Here is a 23,218-nt window from a genome sequence, read left to right on the forward strand (position 1 = left end):
ATACGGCTCAGAAGCCGTGCGGCAGCCACGGCGCCACCACGGAGGAGAAGCCGAGCGAGGCCTCCGCGAGGGCGCCCTGGCGCAGCTCCCGCACCCGCCCCGCCGCGGCGAGCGAGGCGAGGGACACGCCACCGAGATAGACCGACCCCAACTCCCGTACGGACAGGGTGAGATCGGCCGCGTCGGCCGTCCGCGCGCAGGACGCTCCCTTCGCGTCACCCGTGAGCCGCCAACGCCCCTCGTTCCAGGGGCAGAAGGCGTCCTCGACCTCGAACACGACGTCCACCGGCGCCTGGTACGTCCGTGCCTCCAGCGCCGCGCCCACGTCGACGAGCCGCACGTAGAGCGAGTCCCTGAGCGACACGCCGCACCGCCGGACGTCGGAGACGAGGTGCTGCCAGGCGTCGTCCATGGGACGGCTGTGCACCTTCACCGTCGACGTCAGGTCGATGCCGAAGAGGTGCTGCCACAGCGCGGCGTACGCGGCCGGGTCGAGCGCCTCCAGGTCGCGCAGCTCGATGGTGCCGTTGGGGCCGGCCGAGTCCCAGTCCGGCTTGTTGAAGTACCGGGCGTAACCGACCACTTCGCCGTCCCGCTCCGCGAGCACGCACTGCAGCGGCGACGTGCCCTTGCGGTCGCTCTCCGGGTCGAGCAGCGGCAGCCGCTCCCAGCCGGGCCTGCGCTCCAGCATCCCGGGCCGGGCGGCCACGTGACGCGCGTACACGGCCTCGCAGGCGTCGCGTACGGCCGGCGCGTCCGGCGCCACGAGCCGCAGCCGTACGTCGTCCGTGCCCTCCGGCACCGACAGCCGCACCCGGGACGTGTCGATCTCGGCGCGCAGTTGGTGTGTCGCCACGCCGTAGCCGAACCGGCCGTAGATGACGGGCTCGGACGCCGTGAGCACGGCGAGCGACTCGCCCCAGGACCGTACGTCGTCCAGCTGGCGCCGCATCATCGACCGCAGTACACCCCGCCTGCGGTGCGTCGAGGCGACGCTCACCATCGTGACGCCGCCCGCCTGTACGGCTGCGCCGCCCGGGACGGTGACCCGGAACGTGAACGCTCCGGCCGTGCCCACACAGTCGTCGCCGTCCCAGGCACCGATGAACCGGTCGTGCTCCGTGAGGTCGCTCCACAGCGACCTCTCCTCGGGGGATTCCGCGACCCCGCCGAACGCGAGCTCCAGGTTCCCGTACCACTTGTCCCAGTCGTCCGGGCGCAGCACGCGCAGTTCTGTCGTCATGTCCTCATGCCTACCAGGGCAATCCGGGATGAGCGACTGTATTTCTCCCGGCCCGGCGATGTCGGGTCCGTATCCGGCCGTACGCTCTGCGAGGGTCGGAATTCCCTGTGACTTCCGTCCCCGGACGGGGGACAAGTGGGACCTCCCGTGCCAAGCACCTGGTCCGATGGATAGGGTCCCGAACTAATGGCAGCAGGACGAGAGCGGCGCGCTGAAGCCGATACGTTCACGGCCCGGTTGAAGAAGCAGGTTCACCGGGTCCGCACCGGCCTGCGCAGATCCGCTGTCGACTACTTCCGCGGCGACGGCTCCGACTGGGTCGCGCTCGCCGGTCTGCTGCTGACCATTCCCGTGATCGCCTGCCTCACACTCATGAACTCGGTCTGGTGCTCGCCGGCGCTGCTGGTCCTGCCGATCGTCGCCGGCGGGCTGCTGCTGCGGCCGTCGAGTCTGCTCGGGCTGTACGCCGCGGCGGCCACCGCGCTGATCGTGGAGTCCGTGAAACTCGGGCCGTACACGGAGGGGCCTTCCCGGGTGACGCCCGGGATCGTGCTGGTCGTGGCCGCGTGCGGGTTCTTCGGGCTGCTGATCGCCCAGTTCCGCAGCCGGGTGGGTGTGCCGTGGCGGCGGGGCGGGACCATGCTGTTCGACCTGCGTGAGCGGATCCGGGTGCAGAGCAAGTTGCCGAAGCTGCCGATGGGTTGGCATCGGGAGATGGCCCTGCGGCCGGCCGGTGGGCAGTCGTTCTCCGGCGACTTCGTCGTCGCGGCCCGTACGAACGGGGGCCGCACGCTTGAGGTCGTCCTGACTGACGTCTCCGGAAAGGGGATGGACGCGGGGTCGCGTGCGCTGCTGTTGTCCGGGGCGTTCGGGGGCCTGCTGGGCTCGCTTCCCCCGCACGCGTTCCTGCCCGCGGCGAACGGGTACCTGCTCCGGCAGGACTGGGACGAGGGTTTCGCCACGTCGATCCATCTGGTCCTGGACCTGGACTCGGGGGACTACGAACTGTTCTCCGCCGGGCATCCGCCGGGGCTTCAGCTCAGCGCGGGGAACGGGCGCTGGGAGGAGAAGGCCGCGGAGGGGCCGTTGCTTGGGGTGTACGACGGGGCTCAGTTCGACCCCGTGAAGGGGTCGTTGCGGCCCGGGGACGTTCTGATGCTCTTCACGGACGGTCTGGTCGAGACGTCCGAACGCGACATCGTCGAGGGCATCGACCGCCTGACCGGCGAGGCCGACCGGTATGTGGCCGGGGGCTTCCACGGCGCGGCCTGGCACCTCATCGAGGCGGTCGCGAAGGACGTGAACGACGATCGGGCGCTGTTGCTGATCTGCCGCGAGGGGGCGACGACGGGGCCGGCGACGGTCTGAGTCGTTTGTCTTCGTCTTCGTTGTCGGCTGCGGGTGTGTTTGTGGCTGGTCGCGCAGTTCCCCGCGCCCCTTGGGTGGGTGGGGGTTTCGGCTCGTCCGTCTGGTGCGGGGACGTGGCGGGATGTGCGTCCGCAGCCGGTGACGTAAGGCGCAGTTGCCGCCCGGTGGACGACAACTGGTGTCCTCGTATGCTGCGGCCACACATCCCGCCACGTCCCCTCCGGCCGGTGGATGATTCGGCCCTCGCTAGGGGGCGCGGGCCACGGCGGGGGCGCCCCTTCAGGGGCGCGGGGAACTGCGCGACAAGCCACAGCGGGCCCGCACTCACCAATCCGTCCCAATCCCCACCCACCCCGGGGTCTGGGGGCGGAGCCCCCAGTTTCGGGAAGGGGTGGGGTTGGGGGAAAGGAAAGCCCTGCCTCAGCCGACCCGTGCCACGTCCCGCTCGACCTCCACGTCGTCCCGCCCCCCGGGCAACACCCGAGCCAGCCACCCCGACCGCCCCGCGGCCAACGGCCCAAGAACAGCCAGCACCAGCACATACCCCGCGATGAACGGCGACAGCCGCTCGTCGAGCCCCGCCACCGCAGCCATCGTCGCAAGGATCAGCGCAAACTCCCCCCGAGCAAGAAGCGTCGTGGAGATATTGGCGGCGGGCCCGGCCCCGAACCCGTACACACGAGCCGCACCAAGCCCCGCAAGCACGTTCATGACGAGCGTCAGCGCCACCGCGGCCAGCACGGGCCAGAGCACGGTGGGCAGGTCACCGGGGTCGATGGACAGCCCGAACGCGAAGAAGAACATCGCGCCGAAGGCGTCCCGCAGCGGATGCACCAGCTTGAGTATCCGCTCCCCGGAGGAGGTGCTGCCGAGCATCAGCCCGACCATGAACGCCCCGATCGCGTCCGCGACCCCGAACCACTCCGAGACTCCCGCCATGAACACGGCCGCCCCGAGGAAGGAGATGACCAGCAGCTCGTCGTCCTTGGTGTCGAAGAGCCGCCCCACCACCCGCGTACCGAACCGCGCGGCGAGGGCGAGCAGCAGCAGGAAGGCGAAGGCCTTGCCGCCGTCGAGGACGGCCGCGCCGAGGGAGTTCGCGCCGGACAGGATCGGCTGGAGGGCGGCGAGGTAGAGGGCGAGGAAGACGTCCTCGACGACGATGATGCCGAGGATCGGCTTGGTCTCGGGGTTGCCGAGCCGCCCCGTGTCCACGAGCACCTTCGTCACGATCGCGGACGAGGAGATGCCCAGCACCCCGGCGAGGACCAGCGCTTCGGAGGTGCCCCAGCCGAGGGCGAATCCGAAGCCCAGGCCGGCGCCGACGTTCAAGGCGAGGTAGGTCCCTCCGGCGAGAGCCATCCGGCGCCCGCCCGCCTTGAGGTCGTCCATGTGGAACTCGAGGCCGAGGTAGAAGAGCAACAGGACCAGGCCGAGTGCGGAGAGCATCTCCATGTCGTGCGGGTCCGAGACGAGCACGATGCCGGGCGTGTGGGGGCCGAGCAGTATTCCGGCCAGGATGAAGAGGGGAATGGTGGGGAGCCCGATACGGGCACCCGCGCGGGCGAGAACGGCGGCGGCCAGAAAGGCGCCGCCCATGGCGATCAGAAGCTCTGCGTGTCCGATGGGCCCGTTCCTCCTTGGTCGAGAGAGCGGTAGGGAGCGGTAGAGGGGGTGGTGGTCGGGGATCTGGTCGTAGGTGGTCGGGAGTTGGTCAAGGGAGCGTCAAGGAATCGTCAGTAATTAGTTTACCAAACGATCTGGAGTGCCGACCGGGCCGGACCGAGTGGTGGGGTTTACCCCAGCTGGACTCGGCGGCCGTCCTCATGGTCCCGGGTGGTCCCGAATCCGTAGTTTCGAGACATCGGCAGCGAGCGCGCTGCGACGAGCGGGGCGACGAATGAGGGAAGGCGGACCCGGCCATGGGGCTGCGTAGGAAGCGGTACGAGGACGGAGACGCCGTAGAGAGCCCGACCGGGCCGTCGTTCGTCGCGGAGGGTGCGTCCGGACCGGCGGGGGACTGGGCCGTCGAACTGCGCGGCGTGCGGCGGCAGTACGGGCGCGGCGCGTCCGCCGTGCACGCCCTGCGCGGCATCGACCTCGCGCTCCCACGAGGCAGCTTCACCGCCGTGATGGGACCGTCCGGCTCGGGCAAGTCCACGTTCCTGCAGTGCGCGGCCGGCCTCGACCGGCCGAGCGGCGGCACGGTCAGGCTCGGCGGCACGGACATCACGGGCATGAACGAGAACAAGCTGACGGCGCTGCGGCGTTCGCGCCTCGGGTTCGTCTTCCAGGCGTTCAACCTGCTGCCGTCCCTGACCGTCGAGCAGAACGTGGTGCTGCCGATGCGCCTGGCGGGTCACCGGCCCGACCGGCGCCGGGCGGCCGCGGTCCTCGGTCAGGTGGGCCTCGAAGGCTTGGGGCGCCGACGCCCCGGCCAGCTCTCCGGCGGCCAGCAGCAGCGCGTCGCCATCGCCCGCGCCCTGGTCACCCGGCCCGACGTCGTCTTCGCGGACGAGCCGACCGGCGCGCTCGACACGACCACCGCCGCCGAGGTCCTCGGCCTGCTGAGGCAGGCCGTTGACGGGCTCGGCGCCACGGTCGTCATGGTCACCCACGATCCGGCGGCCGCCGCCTGGTCCGACCGCGTCCTGTTCCTCGCCGACGGCTCGATCGTCGACCACCTGGAGCGTGCCCCGGCCGACCGGATCGCCGCCCGCATGGCGTCGCTCGCCGTACCCTCCTACTCGGGAGCGGCAGCCTGATGTTCGTGCCCAACGGCCTTGCCCGCGCCGCCGTCCGCTTCAAGCCCGCCGCCTTCGTGGGCACGTTCGTCGCGCTCGCCATGGCCGCGTTCATCGTCTCGGCCTGCGGGATCCTCCTGGAGACCGGGCTGCGGGCCTCGGTTCCGCCCGTCCGCTACGCAGGCGCCCCCGTGGTCGCCGCCGCCGACCAGCGGGCCCACCTCGTCACCGGCCACGGCGACAACCGCGAGGACGACGCCGTGCCGGTCCCGGACCGGGCCTGGCTGGACAACTCCCTGGTGGCGAAGGCCGGTTCCGTGACGGGAGCGCGGGCGGCGGTGCCGGATGTGACCTTCCCCGTCCAGACACGTACGGGTGAGCAGGTCACCGCCCACGGCTGGGGCTCCACCGCCTTCACCGGCGAACGGCTGACGTCCGGGCACGCTCCCGGGGAAGGCGAAGTCGCCCTCACGAAGGGCGTCCTCACGAAAGGCACGGTGGGCGACCGCGTCACCCTCACCACGGCCGACGGCCCCCGCACCTACCGCGTGTCCGGGCTCATGAAGGCCGGGGCACCCACCGCCTGGTTCACCGACACCGAAGCCGTACGAGTCTCCGGGCACCCCGGCCGCGTCGACGCCATCGCCGTCCTCCCGAAGGAGGGCGTGTCCGCCGGGACCCTCAAGTCCCAGGTGGAGCACGCTCTCGGCAACCGTGCCGAGGTGTACGCCGGGGGCGACCGCGGGACCGTCGAGGACTCCTCCCTCGCCGAGGCGAAGGAGGCGCTCATCGCGCTCGGCGGCTCCTTCGGCGGTATCGCCGCGACGGTCGCCGTCTTCACGGCGATGGGTACCGTGGCGCTGTCCGTCGCCCAACGCGCGCGTGAGTTCGCCCTGTTGAGGGCCATCGGCACGACCCCGCGTCAGATCCGCCGCTCCATCGCCACCGAGACCCTGCTCGTCGCGCCCCTCGCCGGCCTGGCCGGCCTGCTGCCCGGGATCGCGCTGGCCGGCTGGTGGTTCGGACAGCTCAAGGACAAGGGCGCGATCCCGGAGGCCGTCGACCTGTCCGTCTCGTACATCCCGCTGCTCTCGGCCGTCGGCGCGGTCCTCCTCGCCGCGCTGCTCGCCGGGTACGCGGCCGCCCGCCGCCCGGCGCGGATCAAACCGGGCCAGGCGCTCACCGAGGCATCCGTGGAGCGGCTGCGCCCGGGCTGGATCCGTACGCCGCTGGGGATCGCGGCGGCCGCCGGAGGCTGTGTCTGCGCGGGGCTCGCCGCGTCGCTGACCGGCGAGGACGCGGCCAACGCGGCGCTGGGCATCGTCATGCTGTTCATGCTGGCCGTGGCGCTGCTCGGACCACTGGTCGCACGCGCCTGCGCCGCCCTGTTCGGCCTCCCGCTGCGCGGCGCCGGGGCGTCCGCCTCACTCGCCGCAGCCAACTCCCGTACGAACGCCCGCCGGCTGGCCTCCGCGATCACCCCGATCGTCCTCGCGATGGCCTTCTCGTCCGTCCTCGTCTTCATGCACACCAGCGAGGAGCGGGTCACCCGGGAGCAGCAGCGGGACGGCATCGTGGCCGACCACATCGTGACGTCGGACGGGGGCCTGGCTCCGGGCGCCGTGCGTGAGGCCGCCCGAGCACCGGAAGTCACCGCCGCCGTCGGCCTGTTGAGGACCGAGGTGCTCGTGCGGGCGAACGGGTACCTGAACTCGGCCTCCACCCAGGGCGTCACGGGCTCGGCGCGGGACCTGGCCCGGGTGCAGGACCTGAAGGTCGAGAAGGGCGCCCTGTCCCTGAAGCGGGGCGAGATCGCCGTCGACGCCTCACTGGCCGCGAACGCCGGCGCCGGTGTGGGCGACCGGATGGAACTGCGCCTGCCCGACGGCACGAAGACGTCCCCGCGCATCGTGGCGACGTACGAGCGCGGCATGGGACTGTCCCAGGTCACCATGGGCCAGGCCGACCTGGCGTCCCACGTCGGCTCCGCCTTCGCCACGGAGGTCTGGACGAAGGGCGGGAACGCCGGCGATCTCGCGAAGGTGGGCACTGTCCTGGACCGCGAGGACTACACGACCGCCCAGTCCCTCGACCGGGAGATCAACGCTTGGGCCAACACCGTCATGGCGGCCGTCCTCGGCGGATTCGCGGCCGTGGCCGCCGCCAACACCCTGGTGATGACGGTCCTCGACCGCCGGCGCGAGCTGGGCACGCTGCGGCTCATCGGTTCCACCCGCCGCCAGGTGATGCGCATGATCCGCTGGGAGGCGCTGCTCGTCGCACTCGCCGGCATCGCCCTCGGCACGGCCATCGCGCTCGCCACGCTCGTCCCGATGATGAAGGGCCTCACTGGCCAGGCACCGTACATACCCCCGCTGGTGTACGGCTCGTTCGCGGCGGCCATTGTGATCCTCGGCCTGACGGCGGCGACCGTACCGGCGCGGGCCGCGATACGGGGCACACTCGACGCATGAACGAGAACGAGCGCCGAGTGACCGAGAGACCGCTTCTGACCCTCACCGAGGTCGAGGCCCTGGCCCGGAACGCGCACGCGGCCCAGACGGACAAGGCGGGCCGCCCGTACACCGAGCACCTGCTGGCCGTGGCCGACGGGGTGCGGGCCCGCGGCGGCGACGAGGAGCAGATCGCCGCCGCCTGGCTGCACGACTCCGTCGAGGACGACGCGCTCTCCGAGGACTGGCTCCGCGAGGCCGCCCTGTCCCGGCGCACGAAGGACATCGTGCTGGCCCTCACCAAGCGGCAGGGCGAGCCCCCGGAGGCCTACGCCGACCGCATCCTGGCCACCCCGGGAGCCCTCCTCGTGAAGGAGTCCGACCTCGCCCACAACGCGAACCCGGCCCGCCTGGCGGCCCTGGACGAGTTCACCCGGGCCCGCCTGACCCAGAAGTACACGAAGATGCGCAAACTTCTGGGCCTGGCAAAGGCCCCGTAAGGGGCGCGGGGAACTGCGCGACCAGCCACAACGCACCCGCAGGTTCAAACGACGTGTTCCCGCGCGGAGCGCTCCGCAGGGGCGCCGAGCGGGGCGCGCCCTACGACTTGGCCCGCTCCCGGGCCAACTCCGTCGCGTCCCTCTTGAACGCCCACTCCATCTTCGGCTCCATCGCGAAGCGGAACGCCCGCTGCACAGGCGGAGTACACAGCACGGTGATGACCGCCGCCGCGACGACCGTGAGGAAGATCTCGCCGAGCGGCTGGTTCAGCCACGTGTACTCGTCGTACCAGCCCCAGAAACGGGAGCCCTTGGCGAGGAAGCCGTGCAGCAGATAGCCGTACAGCGTGCCCGCGCCCAGCACGGTGAACCACATCTTGCGGCGCGGCACCCAGGCGAAGAAGCACGAGGTGAGCACCATCGAGCAGCCGAACATGGCGAGTGTCATCACGACACCGGCCCACCAGGGGCCGCCCAACTCCTGGGCGCTGTCACGGTGGTAGAACCACGCCGAGCTCATGCGCGGCCCCGCCCAGTACGCGAAGACGAGCGCGCCCAGGAGGACCGGCACCGACAGGATCCGCACCTCGCGGCGCCGCATGAGCTGGAAGTGCTCGGGCTTCATGAACAGGCCCACGACGAAGAACGGCAGGAACTGCAGGACCCGCTGGAGGTCCAGGTCGTCGCCGATGTCGGGCGAGACGGAGGCGAGCATCGCGATGGCGAGCGCGAGCGGCACGGGCCAGCGCACGACCTTCCACAGCGGGACCGTCATGCGCCACACGAACAGCGCGACCAGGAACCACGTGAGGTACCAGGGGTCGAGCAGGCTGATCGGGTGGCTCGGGTCGTCGTCCGCCCACTTCTTGAAGAGGGAGTACGCGACCTCGAAGAGGATGTACGGCACGGCGATGCCCGTGACCAGCCGCTGGAGCCGGTCGGTGCGCATGTCGAAACTGCGGGAGAAGTAGCCGGAGATGAGGATGAAGGCCGGCATGTGGAAGGTGTAGACGACCATGTAGAGCGCCTCGGCGGCACGGCTGTGGTCGGTCAGCGGTTCCCAGGCGTGACCCATCGCGACGAACACGATCGCCAGGTACTTGGCGTTGTCGAAGAACGCGTCGCGCTGTTTGGCGGGCTTGGTGCCCGGCCCGGTGGTGGCGGTACCCGGTTGCGGGGATCCCGGGTTCCGTGGTGGTCGCGGGCTCGGTACACCCGGCGCCGGTGTCTGGGCCGACGGGAGCGGAGCCCTCTGGCCGTGCGGACGGAGCGAGTTCGTCACAGACCCTCCCACCAGGAGCTGGGGGAGACGATCCTGGACCTCGCTGCGCGTGCGGGGGACGTGGCAGCGTAGAACATCTGAGGCACCCTAGCGTTGTCTGTGTGATTTCGTAAAACCTCTGAGGCGAATCCTGCTTATCGCTGTACGGGTACCCGGTATTTGGCGAAGTCGTCATGCGGATGCCTGTGTCGATCGTCATACCGCAAGCGGGTGTTACGTCCTGATTCGTCACGACTAAATGGTGCATAACGTCTGCGGGCGACTCTGGTGAAATGTCCGGTTGATTCGTCTTTAGTGACCCGTCTTCAGTCTCGCCACTGTGCCTGTGGCAACAATTCGAATTGGCTGCGAACACGTTGTGTGGACGAGTGTGTGGACATGGAAACGATCTTCCTGAATTTCCCGTGAGAGGGATCGCTCGAATTGCCGTGCGACGCCCGGCCGTTCGCGTCCGTGACCGATGGATGGCTCACCCGCCGCATACGCCGGGCTGGTTGGTGGCACGATGGTTCTGGCGGGGGTGTGCGGGGTTGCACCTCCGGGCCGGGAGAGCGGACCGACCGTAGGGTGTGATCAGTTGTGGCCATTTCGCTGTCAGTGGTGCTTCTGTTGGGGATCGTCCTGGTGGTGTTGATACGAGGGGGATCGATCAAGGGCGGGCCGGCGGTGGTCGCCGTGCTCTTCGGTTTCTTCCTCGCCTCCACAGGCATGGCGGACGACATCCAACGGTTCCTCAACTCGGTAGCGGAGACCATCAACTCGATCCAGTTCTGAGCGGCTCCGGGACGCCCCGGCGGACGACGGCACCGGGGGAGCGGACGGGGATGGGGCTGCGCGACTCCCGACCCGTCGGAGGTTGCGCGGTCACGGCATCCGGCAGCGCCTGGAACACGGCGCCCCGGGTCACCGAGGACGAACCCGAACTCCACGGCGTACCGGAAGAGTTGCTCCCCTCGAAGCGCACGCCGGCGCGAGCTCCTGGACGGCGACGGCCTGTATGTGACGGCCTGTATGTGCCGTACGGAATCCGCTCGGTCCACGCGGTGGACGTCCGGGCCCTCTCGCCGACGTACGACTTCTCATCCGTTCTCCGTCTTCTTCCCAGCCGTCCTCTCGACCCAAGGAGCCCGAGGAAGTGAGCCCCGAGACCACCTGGCAGTTGCGTGAGAGTTGGGAGAGCCCCGTCGGAACCCTCCGGTGGGACCGCCTCGGGCCGGAGGACGGGCCGCCCGTGGTGCTGCTGCACGGCACCCCGTTCTCGTCGTACGTGTGGCACGACATCGCCCCGGCGCTCGCGGCCGACGGCCACCGGGTCCACGTCTGGGACATGCCCGGCTACGGCAGCTCCCAGAAGAGTGACGGCCAGGACGTGTCCCTCAAGGCGCAGGGCGAGGTGTTCGCCGAGTTCCTGGAGGTCTGGGGGCTGTCGAACCCGTCGGTGATCGCGCACGACTTCGGCGGCTGCGTCGCACTGCGCGCGCATCTGCTGCACAAGGCCGAGTACCGGCGCCTCGCCCTGGTCGACCCCGTCGCGCTCGCCCCCTGGGGCTCACCCTTCTTCCGCCTGGTCGCCGAGCACGCGGCGGTCTTCGAGCAACTGCCCGCACCGCTGCACGAGGCCCTGGTCCGCGAGTACGTGAGTTCCGCGAGCCATCGGGGACTGCTGCCCGAGGCGCTGGAGGCACTGGTAGCCCCCTGGGCGGACTCGGAGGGACAGGCGGCGTTCTACCGCCAGATCGCCCAGGCCGACCAGCGCCACACGGACGAGATCCAACCGCTCTATCCCACGCTGAACCTGCCCGTCACCGTCTGCTGGGCCACCGAGGACACCTGGATCCCACCCGCCAAGGGAGAGGAACTCGCGTCCCTGATCCCGGGCGCCCGCCTCCGCCCGATCCCGGACGCGGGCCACCTGGTCCCCCTGGACGCCCCGGCCCGCCTCCTGGGCGAGCTGATCGCCTTCCTCCGGAACTGAACCCGCGACGCTGAAACCCGCGACCCGCTCCGGAAACGCGTCAGGGCCAGGTCGGAGAATCAATCTCCGACCTGGCCCTGAGCCGTACAGAGCGGGCGACGGGAATCGAACCCGCGTAGCTAGTTTGGAAGACTAGGGCTCTACCATTGAGCTACGCCCGCGCAGGACGCGCCGCAGGTCAGTGACGCGCGGCACGGAAGTATCGTAGCGGGTCGCACCCCCTCGTCGCACACCCCGTTCCGGAGGGCCCGAGTGCCCCGTGAAATGCGGGAGCCGCGCCGCCTGCGGGCATGTACCCTACGTCTCGCACCAGACGGGGTGTGGCGCAGCTTGGTAGCGCGTCCGCTTTGGGAGCGGAAGGCCGTGGGTTCAAATCCCGCCACCCCGACCACCGTGCCGGACCACTGTGTCGGACATCGGCAAGATCACCTTTTGGGGCGTGTCCCGCCTGCGGCTAGTATGCAAACTGCGCGCCCGTGTGTCTGCATTGTTACGTCCCTCAAGGGCCGCCAATCCGCTGAGGCTCCGCCGTATCCGGCGGAGAACGTCAGCAGAACCCAAAGAAGTCAGCCCCCAAGGAGACCGAACCGTGAAGAGCGCCGTGGAGACCCTGAACCCGACCCGGGTTCGGCTCAGCATCGAGGTGCCCTTCGAGGAGCTCAAGGACAGCCTCGACGCGGCGTACAAGAAGATCAACCAGCAGGTCACGGTGAAGGGGTTCCGGAAGGGCAAGATTCCGGCTCGTGTCATCGACCAGCGGTTCGGCCGCGGTGCGGTTCTTGAGGAAGCGGTCAACGACGCGCTTCCGAAGTTCTACACCGACGCGGTCAACGAGGCCGAGCTGAACGTCCTCGGCCAGCCCGAGGTCGACATCACGGAGCTGAAGGACGGCGAGACGCTGAACTTCACCGCCGAGGTCGACGTCCGCCCGGCCATCGAGATCCCGGACTACTCCGGCATCGAGGTCGAGGTCGACGCAGTCGAGGTCAGCGAGGAGGACGTCGACAAGGCCGTCGAGGAGCTGCGTGAGCGCTTCGCCTCGACCGCACCTGTCGAGCGTGCCGCCGAGGACGGCGACGTCGTCACCCTCGACCTGGAGGCCAAGGTCGACGGCGAGGTCCTGGAGGACGGCGTCGCGAGCGGCGTCTCCTACACCATCGGTTCCGGTGAGCTGCTGGACGGCATCGACGACGCCGTGACGGGTGTGGAGGCCGGTGGCGAGGCCACCTTCGCCTCCGAGCTCAAGGGCGGCTCGGCGGCCGGCAAGGAGGCCGAGGTCACCGTCAAGGTCACCCAGGTCGCCAAGCGCGAACTGCCCGAGCTGGACGACGACTTCGCGCAGCTCGCGTCCGAGTTCGACACCCTCGAGGAGATGCGCGACGACAGCCGCAAGCGCCTCGAGAACATGAAGCAGTACGACCAGGCCACGCAGGCCCAGGAGCGAGTCCTGGAGAAGCTGCTGGAGCTCGTCGAGGTGCCCGTCCCCGAGAAGCTGCTCGAGGACGAGATCAACACCCGCAAGCACAACCTGGAGCACCACCAGCTCGGCCAGATGGGTCTGGACCTGGAGAAGTACCTCGAGATCCAGGGCAAGACGGCCGAGGAGTTCGACGCCGAGACCAAGGAAGCGGCGGTCAAGGGCATCAAGACGCAGTTCGTCCTGGACGAGCTCGTCAACAAGGAGAAGCTGAACGTCAACCAGGAGGAGCTCACCGAGCACCTCATGCGGCGCGCCGCCTCCTCCGGCATGTCCCCCGACCAGTTCGCCCAGCAGGTCGTCGAGGGTGGCCAGGTCCCGATGCTCGTCGGCGAGGTCGCCCGCGGCAAGGCCCTGGCCGTCGTGGTCGAGGCCGCCACGGTGAAGGACACCAACGGCGAGCTCGTCGACCTGGACGACGAGGACGAGGACGAGGCCTCTGCCGAGGACTCGACCGAGGAAGCGTCCGAGGAGGCCCCCGCGGCCGCCGAGGCCCCCAAGGCCGACGCCGCCGAGGCCTCCGAGGAGAAGACCGAGGCCTGATCGCCTCACCAGTACGTACTACGGGCCCCCGGGACATGTCCCGGGGGCCCGTAGGGCCTTCCAGGGGCGCGGGGAACTGCGCGAGCAACCCAGGACAACCCGCACCCGCCGTTGAACATCCCGCGGCAGATGCGACCGCGCCCCCGCGGGGGCCGAGCGCGCCGTTCCCCGCGCCCCCAGAAGCCGGGGCGGAGCCCGCCGTACCCCCTGCTCACCCAGCGGAGCACATGCGCTCACAGCGAACAGTCACCTCTCCGGGATTCCCCGGAGGGACCCGCGCGTTAGGGTCCATGAGTACGAGGGCAGGGGAGTCCCCGGAGCCGTCCGACACGGCGCGCACACGGGGTCCCACGCCCCCAGCAGAAGACGTGAGACGGCCCGGCGCCGTCGTAAGACGAGCAGGTGGATACGTGACGAATCTGATGCCCACAGCCGCCGGCGACCCCATCGGTGGTGGCCTCGGCGACCAGGTCTACAACCGGCTGCTCGGCGAGCGGATCATCTTCCTCGGCCAGGCGGTCGACGACGACATCGCCAACAAGATCACGGCGCAGCTGCTGCTCCTTGCCTCCGACCCGGAGAAGGACATCTACCTCTACATCAACAGCCCCGGCGGCTCGATCACCGCCGGCATGGCGATCTACGACACCATGCAGTACATCAAGAACGACGTGGTGACGATCGCGATGGGCATGGCGGCCTCCATGGGCCAGTTCCTGCTGAGCGCGGGTACTCCGGGCAAGCGCTTCGCGCTGCCGAACGCGGAGATCCTGATCCACCAGCCCTCGGCCGGCCTCGCCGGTTCCGCGTCGGACATCAAGATCCACGCCGAGCGGCTGCTGCACACCAAGAAGCGGATGGCGGAGCTGACCTCCTTCCACACCGGCCAGACCGTGGAGCAGATCACCCGCGACTCGGACCGGGACCGCTGGTTCGACCCGATCGAGGCCAAGGCGTACGGCCTCATCGACGACATCATGCCCACCGCTGCCGGAATGCCTGGCGGCGGCGGCACCGGGGCGGCATAGGTCGGCACACAGCCGACCTCGGTGCCGGCGTAGACCGGCACCAGCCCCTCCGAGCCCCCAGCCGACCGCCTCAGCCCTTATCAGGCTTTCCAGGAGACACAGTGAACGACTTCCCCGGCAGCGGCCTCTACGCCCGCACAGAGGCCGAGTACACCGGCCCTCGCGCGGAGTCCCGCTACGTCATCCCGCGCTTCGTCGAGCGCACCTCGCAGGGCGTCCGTGAGTACGACCCGTACGCGAAGCTCTTCGAGGAGCGCGTGATCTTCCTCGGCGTGCAGATCGACGACGCCTCCGCCAACGACGTCATGGCGCAGCTGCTGTGCCTGGAGTCGATGGACCCCGACCGGGACATCTCGGTCTACATCAACAGCCCCGGCGGCTCCTTCACGGCACTCACTGCGATTTACGACACTATGCAGTTCGTGAAGCCGGACATCCAGACGGTATGCATGGGCCAGGCCGCCTCGGCCGCCGCGATCCTGCTGGCCGCCGGTACGCCGGGCAAGCGCATGGCACTTCCGAACGCACGCGTGCTGATCCACCAGCCGTACAGCGAGACCGGCCGAGGCCAGGTCTCGGACCTCGAAATCGCGGCGAACGAGATCCTCCGCATGCGCGCCCAGCTGGAAGACATGCTGGCCAAGCACTCGACGACGCCGATCGAGAAGATCCGCGAGGACATCGAGCGCGACAAGATCCTCACGGCCGAGGACGCGCTCTCGTACGGCCTGATCGACCAGATCATCTCGACCCGGAAGATGAACAACGCCTCGGTCGCGTGACGCAGCGCTGTATCGTCTGCCGCTCCTTGACGCGGTTCACGACAAAGTGAACCGCGCCAAGGGGGGCCCGAACGGGGGGCTCGGCAAGGTACCGTCGGACATAAGGCAGCACCAGGAGCCGCTGGACCTAGGCGTCTCCCAGGCGAAGGGGAAGCACACCGTGGCACGCATCGGTGACGGCGGCGATCTGCTCAAGTGCTCGTTCTGTGGCAAGAGCCAGAAGCAGGTCAAGAAGCTCATCGCAGGCCCTGGTGTGTACATCTGCGACGAGTGCATCGATCTCTGCAACGAGATCATCGAGGAAGAGCTCGCGGAGACGAGCGAGGTCCGCTGGGAGGAACTCCCCAAACCTCGCGAGATCTACGAGTTCCTCGAGGGGTACGTCGTAGGCCAGGAGTCCGCCAAGAAGGCCCTCTCGGTCGCGGTGTACAACCACTACAAGCGGGTCCAGGCCGGCGAGAACAGCGCGGGTCAGAACCGCGAGGACGCCATCGAGTTGGCGAAGTCCAACATCCTGCTTCTGGGCCCCACGGGCTCGGGCAAGACGCTCCTCGCGCAGACCCTGGCACGCATGCTGAACGTCCCGTTCGCCATCGCGGACGCGACGGCGCTGACGGAGGCCGGCTATGTCGGTGAGGACGTCGAGAACATCCTGCTGAAGCTCATCCAGGCCGCTGACTACGACGTCAAGAAGGCCGAGACGGGCATCATCTACATCGACGAGATCGACAAGGTGGCTCGTAAGAGCGAAAACCCGTCGATCACGCGGGATGTGAGCGGCGAGGGTGTGCAGCAGGCCCTGCTGAAGATTCTCGAAGGCACCACGGCCTCGGTCCCGCCCCAGGGCGGACGCAAGCACCCGCACCAGGAGTTCATCCAGATCGACACGACGAACGTCCTGTTCATCGTGGGCGGTGCCTTCGCGGGGCTGGAGAAGCTGATCGAGTCCCGGGCCGGCGCGAAGGGCATCGGCTTCGGCGCGACGATCCGCTCGAAGCGCGAGATGGAGTCCAAGGACCAGTTCGAGGCCGTCATGCCCGAGGACCTCGTCAAGTTCGGCATGATCCCGGAGTTCATCGGCCGTCTGCCCGTCATCACTTCGGTGCACAACCTGGACCGCGAGGCCCTCCTCCAGATCCTCGTCGAGCCCCGCAACGCGCTGGTGAAGCAGTACCAGCGCCTCTTCGAACTCGACGGCGTGGAGCTGGACTTCGAGCGCGAGGCCATGGAGGCCATCGCCGACCAGGCCATCCTCCGCCAGACCGGCGCCCGAGGCCTGCGCGCCATCATGGAGGAAGTCCTCCAGTCCGTGATGTACGAGGTCCCGTCCCGCAAGGACGTGGCCCGAGTCGTCATCACGGCAGAAGCCGTCCGCTCGAACGTGAACCCGACCCTGATCCCGCGGGACGCGCGGGGGCGGGGGCCGGGGGAGCAGAAGACGGCGTAGCGCCTTTAGGCACATGAGGATGAGGGCGCTTGGCGGGTTCCGCCGGGCGCCTTCAGCCGTTCTCCGTGTGGATCAAGACAAGCGCATTTCAATTATGTTGTGTCATGCGCACGCCACATGATCTATTTACCCACCGCAGGGCAGACCACCTTGCGGTGAGTAAAACGGGAGGCAAGAACGTGAAGATCAAGCGTGCCTTGACGGCGCTGGGTATGACTGTCGCGGTTGGGGTCGTGCCCATGATGATGGCTAGCCCTGCCCAGGCCGATCAGATCGACTGTGTCGATTACCTGAGGTCCAAGAACTACGCCATCGGTGCGGGTGTGCGGTCGGCGTGCAGTTTCGACACTTGGACCACCAAGCCGTTCTGCGTGGCCAAGCTGGCCTCTCTGGGGATTACCAACCAGACGCACATAACCGTGGCATGCAACAAGGCGAACGACTGATGACTGCCCGAGCCTGTCGGTAGCTCTGCGCTGAGGGTTGAGCATGGCCAAGGGGGCCGTCGGGTTCGTTGATCGATGGCCCCCTTGTGCCTGCCGGGTACTCAGATCTTGACGCGAACTTCCTTGCGGAGCTTGGCTGTCAGCTCGGCGGCCGCCGAGAGGTCGGCGCCCTTGCCCGCCATGGCGTTGGCCATGTCGATGTTGATGATGACGCCGAGCGTGCTGTGGTCACCCCAGATGCACACCGGCATGCTGATCGACGAAGGGCCGGCGGCCGCGTCGCCGGACGCCTCGTCGTTCTTGAGCTTGGTTTCCTGGCACTTCAGGACCGCGCCGTCCAGCCCGCTGGGCGAGTAGCTCTTCGGGCTGCCGACGAGCTGGCCGTCCTCGGAGTCCTTGGTGGCCTCGTCCTTCAGGTCGGCGAACATGGCGTCGACGACCTTCTCCGGGTCCTCGATCTCGCCGTACACGCCCATGAATTGGATCATGTTCTGCGACAGCGGGTTGCTCTCGTCCCCGGCCACGTAGCCCGCATCGACGTCCTTGGCATTCTTGACGCCGTGCTTCTCGGCCTTCTTGACGTCGCTCGCGTCGAAGCCGCCGCCACCGGCCTCTTCGCTCTTCTTGTACTCCGTGAGCACCGTCGCCGGAGTCGTCAGCTTGTGGGGGCCGTCGTCCGCGACGTCCGAGGAGCCGCTGCTGCCGCTTCCGACGACGAAGTACGCGCCGACCGCGATCGCCGCAACGACCGCGACCGCGCCGATGATGAGGCCCGTCTTCTTCTTGCCGCCGCCGGGAGCGGGCGGCATCGGCGCGCCGTAGGGGGCGCCGGGGGGCTGCTGGCCGTAGCCGGGCTGCTGCGGCGGAACCCCGGGAGGGGCCTGCTGGGGGTACCCGTAGCCCGGCTGCTGCGGAGGCTGCTGCTGCGGGTATCCGTAGCCGGGCTGGGGGGCCTGCGGCTGCTGGCCGTAAGGACCCGGCTGACCGTACGGTCCGGGCTGCTGAGGCTGCCCGCCGTACGGGCCCGGCTGGTTGTAGCTCATTCTGGGTTCCCCTCCAGATGCTTATGTGTTCCGAACATCCTGACCCAAGGGAAGGGCGGGCGGAGCATCGGGGCCCTCACCGTTACCAAGTAATCGAGTTCAGAGCGAGCCGGTGACACCCCTAAACTGACCCCGTGACCGAGAACGCTCAGCAGCAGACGCCAGCCAACGCCCCCGAACTGCCGACCCAGTACGCGCCGGCCGAGGTAGAGGGGAAGCTGTACGAGCGCTGGGTGGAGCGGGGTTACTTCGCCGCCGACGCGAAGAGCGAGAAGCAGCCGTACACCATCGTCATTCCGCCGCCGAACGTCACCGGGTCGCTGCACCTGGGGCACGCCTTCCAGCACACGCTCATGGACGCGCTGACCAGGCGCAAGCGCATGCAGGGGTACGAGGCGCTGTGGCTGCCCGGCATGGACCACGCCGGTATCGCCACGCAGAACAAGGTCGAGCAGCAGCTTGCCGAGGAGGGCAAGTCGCGGCACGACCTCGGGCGCGAGGAGTTCGTCGAGCGCGTCTGGCAGTGGAAGGAGGAGTACGGCGGCAGGATCCTCGGACAGATGCGCCGGCTCGGGGACGGTGTGGACTGGGACCGTGAGCGGTTCACCATGGACGAAGGGCTGTCCAAGGCCGTCCAGACCATCTTCAAGAAGCTGTACGACGACGAGCTGATCTACCGCGCCGAGCGCATCATCAACTGGTGTCCCCGCTGTCTGACGGCTATTTCGGACATCGAGGTGGAGTACCAGGAGGACGACGGCGAGCTCGTCTCCATCAAGTACGGCGAGGGTGACGAGACGCTCGTCGTCGCCACCACCCGCGCCGAGACGATGCTCGGTGACACCGCCGTCGCCGTTCACCCCGACGACGAGCGCTACCGCCACCTCATCGGCAAGCGCATCAAGCTGCCGCTGACCGACCGCACCATCCCGGTCGTCGCGGACACGCACGTCGACCCCGAGTTCGGCACGGGTGCCGTCAAGGTCACCCCCGCCCACGACCCGAACGACTTCGCCATCGGCCGGCGCCACGGCCTGGAGTCGATCACGGTCATGGACGAGCGGGCGATCATCACCGTCCACGGCCCCTTCGAGGGACTCGACCGCTATGAGGCGCGTTCCGCCATCGTCGGCGCACTGCGCTCGCAGGGCCGGATCGTCGCCGAGAAGCGTCCGTACGTCCACAGCGTCGGGCACTGCTCGCGCTGCCGGACCACCATCGAGCCGCGGCAGTCCCTGCAGTGGTGGGTCAAGGTCGGACCGCTCGCGCAGGCCGCCGGTGACGCGGTCCGCGACGGCCGGGTGAAGATCCACCCCGAGGACATGTCGAAGCGGTACTTCGACTGGGTCGACAACCTCAACGACTGGAACATCTCGCGTCAGCTGTGGTGGGGCCACCGCATCCCGATCTGGTACGGCCCGGACGGCGAGACGGTCTGCGTCGGCCCCGACGAGGAGCCGCCGGGCACCGAGGCCGAGGGCTGGAGGCAGGACACCGACGTCCTCGACACCTGGTTCTCGTCCGGCCTGTGGCCGTTCTCCACGCTCGGCTGGCCCGAACAGACCCCGGACCTCAAGAAGTTCTACCCGACCGACGTCCTGCTCACCGGCCACGACATCATCTTCTTCTGGGTCGCCCGGATGATGATGTTCGGTCTGTACGCGATGGACGGCGAGGTCCCCTTCAAGACCATCGCCCTGACCGGTCTGGTCCGCGACGAGCGCGGCAAGAAGATGTCGAAGTCGTTCGGCAACGTCGTCGACCCGCTCGACTGGATGGACGCGTACGGCTCCGACGCCGTCCGCTTCACCCTGGCCCGCGGAGCCAACCCCGGTACGGACGTGCCGATCGGCGAGGACTGGGTCCAGGCGTCCCGGAACTTCGCCAACAAGATCTGGAACGCGACGCGGTTCGCGCTGATGAACGGCGCGACGGTCGAGGGGCCGCTCCCGGACGCCTCCGAGATGTCGGCGACGGACCGCTGGATCCTCTCCCGCCTCAACAAGACCGTCTCCCAAGTCGACGCGTTCTACGAGGACTTCCAGTTCGCGAAGCTCTCCGACGCGCTGTACCACTTCGCGTGGGACGAGGTCTTCGACTGGTACGTCGAGCTGTCGAAGACGACGTTCATGGCGGGCGGTGCCGCCGCCGACGTCAGCAAGCGGGTCCTCGGCGAGGTCCTGGACGTCACGCTGCGGCTGCTGCACCCGGTCGTCCCGTTCGTCACGGAGACGCTCTGGACCACCCTCACCGGTGGTGAGTCCGTCGTGATCGCGGACTGGCCCAAGGACAGCGGCTTCCGTGACATCGGCGCCGAGCGGGAGATCGAGACGCTTCAGCAGGTCATCACGGAGGTCCGCCGCTTCCGTGCCGACCAGGGGCTGCAGCCCGGCCAGCGGGTTCCGGCCCGGCTGACCCTCGACGGGACCGCCTTCGCCCCGCACGAGGCGGCCATCCGCCAGCTGCTGCGGCTCCAGCCCGAGGGCGACGCCTTCGCGGCGACGGCGACGCTGCCGGTCGCGGGGGCGCAGGTCGCGCTGGACCTCTCCGGCACGATCGACGTGGCGGCCGAGCGCAAGCGGCTTGCCAAGGACTTGGCCGCCGCCGAGAAGGAGAAGGCGCAGGCGAACGCGAAGCTCGGCAACGAGGCGTTCCTCGCGAAGGCTCCGGATCATGTCGTGGACAAGATCCGGGTGCGGCTGGCCAAGGCGGACGAGGACATCGCCCGTATCCAGGCCCAGCTGGAGGGGCTGCCTGCGGCGTAGCGCCTCTGATGCAGGTGAGCGTGCGTATGTGGCCGAGGGCCCCGGGACCTGGTGGTTCCGGGGCCCTCGGCGTACCCGTGCCCCGTCGTCCAGTGCTTCCGCCGGTTCGTTTTCGGCTGCGGGCCCGTTGTGGCTTGTCGCGCAGTTCCCCGCGCCGCTAAGAGGGCTGCGCCCTCCCCTCAAGACGGGGCCGCCCTCCCACGGCGGCAGCTGTGCGGCTCCGTAGACTGGGTGTGTGAGTGAGCTCCCGCACGACAGCAGTGAGTCCGACCCGGCCGACCCGTTCGACGAGATCGTCGAGGCGGAGACCGGGCGCGATCCCGATCTCGCCGTGATCGAGGCCGGCAGCCGTACCCTGCGCACGCAGGGCGGGCCGCCGGAGTCCGACATTCCTGGGCGCCCGTCCGACCAGGAGACCGACAAGGCACTCCGTGAGGTCGAGGCCGAGCTCGCCACGCGCTGGGGCGAGACCAAGCTGGAACCGTCCGTGAGCCGCATCGCCGCGCTCATGGACGTGCTCGGGGAGCCGCAGCGCGCGTATCCCTCCATCCACATCACGGGGACGAACGGCAAGACGTCGACCGCCCGCATGGTCGAGGCCCTCCTCGGCGCCTTCGACCTGCGCACCGGGCGGTACACCTCGCCGCACGTCCAGTCGATCACCGAGCGGATCAGCCTGGACGGCGCCGCGATCCCCGCCGAGCGGTTCGTGGAGACGTACCGGGACATCCAGCCGTACGTCGAGATGGTCGACTCCCAGCAGGAGTTCCGCCTCTCCTTCTTCGAGGTCCTCACGGGCATGGCGTACGCGGCCTTCGCGGACGCGCCCGTCGACGTGGCCGTCGTGGAGGTGGGGATGGGAGGCAGCTGGGACGCGACGAACGTGATCGACGGTGATGTCGCCGTTGTGACGCCGATCGATCTGGACCACACCGACCGGCTCGGTACCACCCCCGGGGAGATCGCCAAGGAGAAGGCCGGGATCGTCAAGCAGGACGCGACGGTGATCCTGGCCCAGCAGCCCGTCGACGCCGCCCAGGTGATGCTCAAGAAGGCCGTCGAGGTCGATGCCACAGTCGCCCGCGAGGGGCTCGAGTTCGGCGTCGTGAGCCGCCAGGTCGCCGTCGGCGGGCAGCTGCTGACTCTCCGGGGGCTGGGCGGGGAGTACGACGAGGTGTACATCCCGCTGCACGGGGCGTACCAGGCGCACAACGCGGCGGTGGCGCTCGCCGCGGTGGAGGCGTTCTTCGGGGTCGGGTCCCAGCGGCCCGAGCCGCTCGACATCGACACGGTCCGCAAGGCCTTCGCGGCGGTGTCCTCGCCCGGGCGGCTGGAGATCGTGCGTCGGTCGCCGACGGTCGTGCTGGACGCCGCGCACAATCCGGCGGGGGCCCGGGCGACCGCCGAGGGTGTCCGTGAGGTCTTCGACTTCAGCCGGCTGATCGGTGTCGTCGGGTCGAGCGGGGACAAGAACGTACGGGGGCTGCTGGAGGCCTTCGAGCCGATCTTCACCGAGGTCGTCGTCACGCAGAACTCCAGCCAGCGGGCCATGGACGTGGACTCGCTCGCCGCGATCGCCGTCGAGGTGTTCGGGGACGACCGGGTGCAGGTCGAGTCCCGGCTGGACGACGCACTGGAGGCCGCGATCACGTTGGCCGAGGAAGAGGCGGAGTATGCCGGGGCCGGTGTGCTGGTGACCGGGTCCGTCATCACGGTGGGCGAGGCCCGGTTGCTGCTGGGGAGGGGCTGATCCGTGCGTACGCTCTGTGCTTCGACGCTGATCGGTGAGTTCTTCGTCATCGGTTTCGCGGGGCTCGTCGCGATGAAGGATCCCGATCTGTCCATGACCACGGTCTGGACGGTGAGTGGGGTCGCGATGGTGTTGTGTCTGCTGCTCTGCGGGATGATCACGCGGCCGGGAGGCGTTCAGCTGGGCTGGGCGCTGCAGGTTTTGCTGATCGCGAGTGGGTTCGTCGTGCCGACCATGTTCTTCCTCGGGGCCGTTTTCGCCGCCCTGTGGTGGGCCTCGGTCCATTTCGGGCGGAAGGTGGAGGAGGCGAAGGCGCGGTTCGCCGCGCAGGCCGAGGCCGGGGGTAACACGGCGTAGGCGTTTTCCTCGCCC

Annotated in this window: 18 protein-coding genes and 2 tRNA genes; 15 read left to right on the forward strand and 5 right to left on the reverse strand. The window is 69.1% G+C overall.

Features of this window, described 5'->3' with window-relative positions; genetic code table 11:
- Positions 1-7: 7 nt before the first annotated feature.
- Positions 8-1,243 (reverse strand): GNAT family N-acetyltransferase, encoded by a 1,236-nt coding sequence (locus OG718_RS35120; protein ID WP_328846056.1) that lies wholly within the window; start codon positions 1,241-1,243, stop codon positions 8-10.
- 186 nt (positions 1,244-1,429) lie between these two features.
- Between OG718_RS35120 and OG718_RS35125 the strand changes: the two genes are divergently transcribed.
- Positions 1,430-2,611, forward strand: a complete 1,182-nt coding sequence (locus OG718_RS35125) for a PP2C family protein-serine/threonine phosphatase (RefSeq protein WP_143632155.1) — start codon at positions 1,430-1,432, stop codon at positions 2,609-2,611.
- A gap of 420 nt (positions 2,612-3,031) precedes the next feature.
- On the opposite strand, the gene OG718_RS35130 is transcribed toward OG718_RS35125, so the two are convergent.
- On the reverse strand, positions 3,032-4,210 hold the full coding sequence (locus OG718_RS35130) for a cation:proton antiporter (protein WP_143632154.1): 1,179 nt from the start codon (positions 4,208-4,210) through the stop codon (positions 3,032-3,034).
- A 323-nt stretch (positions 4,211-4,533) separates the two neighbouring features.
- Between OG718_RS35130 and OG718_RS35135 the strand changes: the two genes are divergently transcribed.
- From OG718_RS35135 to OG718_RS35145, 3 genes are read left to right on the forward strand one after another with little or no spacing between them, the layout of a single operon-like run.
- Positions 4,534-5,376 (forward strand): ABC transporter ATP-binding protein, encoded by an 843-nt coding sequence (locus OG718_RS35135; RefSeq protein ID WP_328846057.1) that lies wholly within the window; start codon positions 4,534-4,536, stop codon positions 5,374-5,376.
- Positions 5,376-7,829, forward strand: coding sequence for an ABC transporter permease (locus tag OG718_RS35140; RefSeq protein WP_328846058.1), 2,454 nt, complete (start codon positions 5,376-5,378; stop codon positions 7,827-7,829). The genes OG718_RS35135 and OG718_RS35140 overlap by 1 nt, the downstream gene beginning before the upstream one ends.
- Entirely contained in the window at positions 7,826-8,308 is a 483-nt protein-coding gene (locus OG718_RS35145; protein WP_186000994.1) for an HD domain-containing protein, read from the forward strand. Before OG718_RS35140 ends, OG718_RS35145 begins: the two co-directional genes overlap by 4 nt.
- 100 nt (positions 8,309-8,408) lie before the next feature.
- Here the strand turns inward: OG718_RS35145 and OG718_RS35150 are convergent, their stop codons facing one another.
- Complete coding sequence (locus tag OG718_RS35150) at positions 8,409-9,590, reverse strand: acyltransferase family protein (RefSeq protein ID WP_143632149.1); 1,182 nt, start codon at positions 9,588-9,590, stop codon at positions 8,409-8,411.
- Positions 9,591-10,169: 579 nt separating this feature from the next.
- Here OG718_RS35150 and OG718_RS35155 point away from each other — a divergent pair.
- On the forward strand, positions 10,170-10,364 hold the full coding sequence (locus OG718_RS35155) for a hypothetical protein (RefSeq protein WP_055611884.1): 195 nt from the start codon (positions 10,170-10,172) through the stop codon (positions 10,362-10,364).
- A gap of 361 nt (positions 10,365-10,725) precedes the next feature.
- Positions 10,726-11,565, forward strand: coding sequence for an alpha/beta fold hydrolase (locus tag OG718_RS35160; protein ID WP_260694832.1), 840 nt, complete (start codon positions 10,726-10,728; stop codon positions 11,563-11,565).
- Between the two features lie 90 nt (positions 11,566-11,655).
- On the opposite strand, the gene OG718_RS35165 is transcribed toward OG718_RS35160, so the two are convergent.
- Positions 11,656-11,726 (reverse strand) — tRNA-Gly (locus OG718_RS35165).
- A gap of 153 nt (positions 11,727-11,879) precedes the next feature.
- On the opposite strand from OG718_RS35165, the gene OG718_RS35170 reads away from it, so the two are divergent.
- The 6 genes from OG718_RS35170 to OG718_RS35195 all read left to right on the forward strand — a co-directional run bounded on the left by OG718_RS35170 (position 11,880) and on the right by OG718_RS35195 (position 17,288).
- Positions 11,880-11,956: transfer RNA gene (locus OG718_RS35170), tRNA-Pro, on the forward strand.
- A gap of 198 nt (positions 11,957-12,154) precedes the next feature.
- A complete protein-coding gene (tig, locus tag OG718_RS35175) occupies positions 12,155-13,585 on the forward strand; it encodes a trigger factor (protein ID WP_143632147.1) in 1,431 nt (476 codons plus the stop codon).
- Positions 13,586-14,007: 422 nt separating this feature from the next.
- Positions 14,008-14,613, forward strand: coding sequence for an ATP-dependent Clp protease proteolytic subunit (locus tag OG718_RS35180; protein ID WP_186001018.1), 606 nt, complete (start codon positions 14,008-14,010; stop codon positions 14,611-14,613).
- Positions 14,614-14,714: 101 nt separating this feature from the next.
- The gene (locus OG718_RS35185) at positions 14,715-15,395 is read left to right on the forward strand and encodes an ATP-dependent Clp protease proteolytic subunit (RefSeq protein ID WP_143632144.1); all 681 of its coding nucleotides are present in this window, start codon (positions 14,715-14,717) and stop codon (positions 15,393-15,395) included.
- Between the two features lie 160 nt (positions 15,396-15,555).
- Positions 15,556-16,842, forward strand: coding sequence for an ATP-dependent Clp protease ATP-binding subunit ClpX (gene clpX / locus OG718_RS35190; protein WP_143632143.1), 1,287 nt, complete (start codon positions 15,556-15,558; stop codon positions 16,840-16,842).
- Positions 16,843-17,021: 179 nt separating this feature from the next.
- Complete coding sequence (locus OG718_RS35195; protein WP_143632142.1) at positions 17,022-17,288, forward strand: hypothetical protein; 267 nt, start codon at positions 17,022-17,024, stop codon at positions 17,286-17,288.
- Between the two features lie 101 nt (positions 17,289-17,389).
- Here the strand turns inward: OG718_RS35195 and OG718_RS35200 are convergent, their stop codons facing one another.
- Positions 17,390-18,331 carry a hypothetical protein gene (locus OG718_RS35200; RefSeq protein ID WP_143632140.1) on the reverse strand — a complete coding sequence of 314 codons (942 nt, stop codon included), beginning with the start codon at positions 18,329-18,331 and terminating at the stop codon, positions 17,390-17,392.
- 134 nt (positions 18,332-18,465) lie between these two features.
- Here OG718_RS35200 and OG718_RS35205 point away from each other — a divergent pair, with 134 nt between their 5' ends.
- The 3 genes from OG718_RS35205 to OG718_RS35215 all read left to right on the forward strand — a co-directional run bounded on the left by OG718_RS35205 (position 18,466) and on the right by OG718_RS35215 (position 23,203).
- A complete protein-coding gene (locus OG718_RS35205) occupies positions 18,466-21,096 on the forward strand; it encodes a valine--tRNA ligase (RefSeq protein ID WP_143632138.1) in 2,631 nt (876 codons plus the stop codon).
- Between the two features lie 235 nt (positions 21,097-21,331).
- Positions 21,332-22,846: a bifunctional tetrahydrofolate synthase/dihydrofolate synthase gene (gene folC / locus OG718_RS35210; RefSeq protein ID WP_143632136.1), complete on the forward strand. Its 1,515-nt coding sequence runs from the start codon at positions 21,332-21,334 to the stop codon at positions 22,844-22,846.
- A 3-nt stretch (positions 22,847-22,849) separates the two neighbouring features.
- Positions 22,850-23,203, forward strand: coding sequence for a DUF4233 domain-containing protein (locus tag OG718_RS35215; protein ID WP_143632134.1), 354 nt, complete (start codon positions 22,850-22,852; stop codon positions 23,201-23,203).
- Positions 23,204-23,218 lie beyond the last annotated feature (15 nt).

This window comes from Streptomyces sp. NBC_00258, from assembly GCF_036182465.1.
GTDB lineage: Bacteria > Actinomycetota > Actinomycetes > Streptomycetales > Streptomycetaceae > Streptomyces.

What these genes read in the sequence shown, in the direction of transcription:
- OG718_RS35120 (WP_328846056.1), bottom strand. Translation starts at nt 1,243, where the DNA reads ATGACGACAGAACTGCGCGTGCTGCGCCCGGACGACTGGGACAAGTGG.
- OG718_RS35125 (WP_143632155.1), top strand. Translation starts at nt 1,430, where the DNA reads ATGGCAGCAGGACGAGAGCGGCGCGCTGAAGCCGATACGTTCACGGCC.
- OG718_RS35130 (WP_143632154.1), bottom strand. Translation starts at nt 4,210, where the DNA reads ATGGGCGGCGCCTTTCTGGCCGCCGCCGTTCTCGCCCGCGCGGGTGCC.
- OG718_RS35135 (WP_328846057.1), top strand. Translation starts at nt 4,534, where the DNA reads ATGGGGCTGCGTAGGAAGCGGTACGAGGACGGAGACGCCGTAGAGAGC.
- OG718_RS35140 (WP_328846058.1), top strand. Translation starts at nt 5,376, where the DNA reads ATGTTCGTGCCCAACGGCCTTGCCCGCGCCGCCGTCCGCTTCAAGCCC.
- OG718_RS35145 (WP_186000994.1), top strand. Translation starts at nt 7,826, where the DNA reads ATGAACGAGAACGAGCGCCGAGTGACCGAGAGACCGCTTCTGACCCTC.
- OG718_RS35180 (WP_186001018.1), top strand. Translation starts at nt 14,008, where the DNA reads ATGCCCACAGCCGCCGGCGACCCCATCGGTGGTGGCCTCGGCGACCAG.
- OG718_RS35200 (WP_143632140.1), bottom strand. Translation starts at nt 18,331, where the DNA reads ATGAGCTACAACCAGCCGGGCCCGTACGGCGGGCAGCCTCAGCAGCCC.